The sequence below is a fragment of the Sphingomonas sp. 2378 genome (assembly GCF_038084995.1).
Lineage (GTDB): Bacteria > Pseudomonadota > Alphaproteobacteria > Sphingomonadales > Sphingomonadaceae > Sphingomonas.
This window is the reverse complement of the sequence record NZ_JAXCMJ010000087.1, coordinates 1-3,610: the sequence shown is the minus strand read 5'-3', so window position 1 is coordinate 3,610 and position 3,610 is coordinate 1. Positions and strand designations below refer to the sequence as shown.

Sequence of the window (3,610 nt, the reverse complement as noted above, 5' to 3'; positions counted from 1 at the left end):
GATCGACGGCATTCCGCTCGCATCGCCTGATTGGGTGTATCGCGGCGCGCGGCTCGACATGCTGCCCTCCTCGCTGGTGTCGCGGATCGAGGCGATCAAGAGCGTCACCGCGCAATATGATCCGCACGCGCTCGGCGGGCAGATCAATATCGTGTCGAAGAGTGCGTTCGACGTCCGTGGTGACCGCTTCCTCGTCGTGAACGCCAATGGCGGCTATAACGATACAGCGGGCAAGCTCATCCAGAAGGGCGGCCCCTCGATCCGCGCCGATGCGACCGGCGCACTACGCTTCGGTCCCGGTCAAAGCTTCGGCATCGTCGCCTCGGTCGAGTATCAGCGCCTTCCCTCGACCGCGCGCGCCGAGCTGCCCGGCGACAGCAACGGTGCTGGCTGGTCCTACTTCACCCCAGCCGGTGCGCGCACGCCATTTCCGAACCTGTCGACCGGCTTGCTGGTGCCGGTTCGCAACCAGGATTATTTCTTCGAGAATATGCGCACCCGTCTCAGCGGGAACCTGAAGCTGGAATGGCGGCCCGACGACGCGACCGAAGTGTCGCTGTTCGGCGGCTATTACCACGACAAGGATGTCGAGACCCGTTACGAGATCCTGACGCTGCCGACCGGCGCGCCGACCGCAGTCACCGCAACCAGCGGCGCGTTCGCGCAGGGCGACCTCCAGCAGGGACTGACCTATCAGCCGGTAACGCGCGACACCTGGCTGATCGATGCCAAGGGCCGGCATGATTTCGGCGGCGGTATCGTTCTCGACACCACGCTTGCGCGGTCGAAGGCGCAGTATCGCGAACTGCGCGAGATGATCAAATACGATACCAACCCGCGCGCCGGAACGTCGTCGGCCGGGTTCCTGCCTGCCTATGGCTATGGCTACACCATCGTCGATGGACGGCCACGGCTGACGATCAACGACACGGCCGCTGCGACCAATCCCGACAGCTACCGTGCGCTTTATTTCCGTAACATCAACCGCGACCTCGATTCCACCGTCGACTACGGCAAGCTCAATCTGGGGTTCAACGCCACGGCTGATGATCGCGGCTTGGGTGCGAACATCGGGGCGGCGGTCACGCGGACCGATCTGTCCTACGACCAGCGCTATCTCGAATACGTCCCCGCCACGACCACCGACCAAACCACGGTCGGCACGCTGTCGGGCATTCTCTACGACAAGCGGCCGGCGGCGTATCTGACCCCGGCGGTGGCCTATCTGCTCATCAACCGCCCGGCCGCATGGCAGCGGTTCGACGCCAACCGCGCTTCGTTCACCACTACCAACCAGATCGCGAACAACGCCGCCGACGACTTCCGCGATGTGGAGACGACCAAGGCGGTCTATGCGCAGGGCCTGTTCCGCGCCGACCGCTTCGACGCGCAGATCGGCGTCCGCTATGACAGCACGCATCTTGTCGTGGACACCAACCAGGCGCCGACCGTTCGCGGTGCGACCGCCTATGAGCCGGTGCGGCGCACGACCGATTATGGCTATTGGCTGCCCTCAGCACTGGCAACCTATCAGCTCGGCGATGGAATGCGCGTTCGCGCGGGCGTGTCGAAGACGATCGGACGGCCCGACTACAGCCAATATGCCGCGCGCACCTCGTTCGGGATCGGCACGGACGGCACGCTGACTGTCAACACCGGCAACCCCGACCTGAAGCCGCGCGAGGCCTGGAATTACGACCTGTCGTACGAATGGTACATGCCCGCAGGCATGATCTCGGTCGCCGGGTTCGTGAAGGACATCCGCAACGAGATCTTCACCAGCAGCCAGATGGGACCGGCCACGACCTTTCAGGGCGTGACCTATCAGAACGTCGTCGTCAGCACGCCGCGCAACGCGGTGGGGGCGAACGTGAAGGGGCTGGAGGTCGGCTATACGATGGATCATATCGCCACGCTGCCGGGGTTGGGCTTCAACGCGAACTTCACGCTGCTCGATGGCTCCTATCGCCAGCCCGTCAGTGCCGCGGGCATTGCATCGGGCCTGCCCGCGACGCGCAAGACGAGCGGTCTGATCCAGCAACCCGCCTACATCGCCAACCTGACCGCCTTTTACGCCATCGGCCCGGTCGAGCTGCGCGGCAGCTACAACCGCATCGGTCGTGCGCTGCAATCGGCGGATGGCGATACCCCGACCCGCGACCTCTATCAGGAACCGCGCCAGCAGATCGACGTGCAGGCGCGCTGGACCGTTCGCGAGGGCGTGGAGCTGGTCGGGCAGGTGCAGAACCTCACCAAGTCGCCCTTCATCGTTCGGCAGGGCGTCGATCAGGCCTATGTGAACTACTTCTTCCCCGTAGGCCGCACCTTCTGGCTCGGTCTGTCGTGGAAGCCGCAATGGTGAAGCGACTGGCCTTGGCCAGCGCCACGCTCGCAATGGTCCCCGCCGTCGCTTCGGCGGCGGGGACCGGCAATCGCGACGAGGTCCGTATCGTCCTGAAATTCGTCAAGAGTGACGGGGCGGTGAGCGCACCCGTCCGCTTCGATCCCGCATCGTGCAGGGCGTGCCGCGTCGTCGACGAACCTCTGTTCAACGCCGACAATGCGCGCGAAACGGCCATCGCGTTGCGGGTGCCGCGGCAGCGCACCATCGAACTCGCGTTCGACGCGCGTCCCGCCACCGTTCGGCGGGTCTTGCTCGAATCCGGGGAACTGCCCTTTCGGACGACCGGCGACCGCATCGTCGTGGCGCTCCCCCCGCTCGCGCAGGATGCGATCACCGCCGCGGAGGTCGCAACCCATATCGTCGAGCCTGGCATGGTGCTGCGCTTCGAACATGCCGATCCTGCGCGGCGTGCCGGTGCCTATGCCACCGGCGCCTTTCCCGTCCTTGAGCGGCGCGCGGCGAACGTGCTGGAATTCGCGCAGCGACAGGTCGTGCGGACGCTCGGCTTGGGCGAGGATGCGGTTAAACGGGGATGGGGGACCATCCAGATCATGGGCTTCGACACCAATGCCCCGCACGGCCATGTCGATGCCCCGCCCCATGTTCACATGCACCTGCGCTGGCCGGGCAATACCGGCACCCAGATTGGCCATTATTACATCGGCACCGACGGGTTGCTGTCGCACAACATGGTCGGGGTGAAGGGGCTGAACGCACCCGATCGGCGGTTCGGTCGCGGTGAGACCTTCACGACCATCGCCCCGGACCGCGCGACTGCCTATACGCACCGCATCACCGAACGCGGATGGCTGGAGATCGCCGACGGGCGGGGCCGCACCTGCCTGATGCGCCCTGCGGCGGCGGGAGGCTTTGCCGATGGCGCGATCGTCCAATGTCCCGGAATGGACGACCAGCACATTACAGTTGCCGACGACCTGACCGACGGCGTGCTGACGGTGACGACGGGCGATATCGTCGAAACCTTCCGCTACGCGACCGACAGCGGTTTGCTGTTATCGCCGGCCACCGTACCGGCCAGCGCACCCTCTGTGTCCGTGTCACCGGCTGTAACGATGCTGGACAGGTGAGGCGTGTGCCGTCAGCGCCCGTACCTGGCGGTCCACGCTAGCACGCCGATCGGGCGATATTTCGGCGGACGCGCGCACTAATTCCTATTGGGAGCGGCACGCGAGACGGGCGGAGGAT

Annotated in this window: 2 protein-coding genes; both read left to right on the top strand. The window is 65.4% G+C overall.

Annotation, left to right across the window (positions count from 1 at the left end):
• A partial coding sequence (locus SM191_RS19210) for a TonB-dependent receptor (protein ID WP_341507614.1) occupies positions 1-2,362 on the top strand: 2,362 nt, incomplete at its 5' end.
• The gene (locus SM191_RS19205; RefSeq protein ID WP_341507613.1) at positions 2,356-3,492 is read left to right on the top strand and encodes a hypothetical protein; all 1,137 of its coding nucleotides are present in this window, start codon (positions 2,356-2,358) and stop codon (positions 3,490-3,492) included. The genes SM191_RS19210 and SM191_RS19205, both read left to right, overlap by 7 nt.
• Positions 3,493-3,610 lie beyond the last annotated feature (118 nt).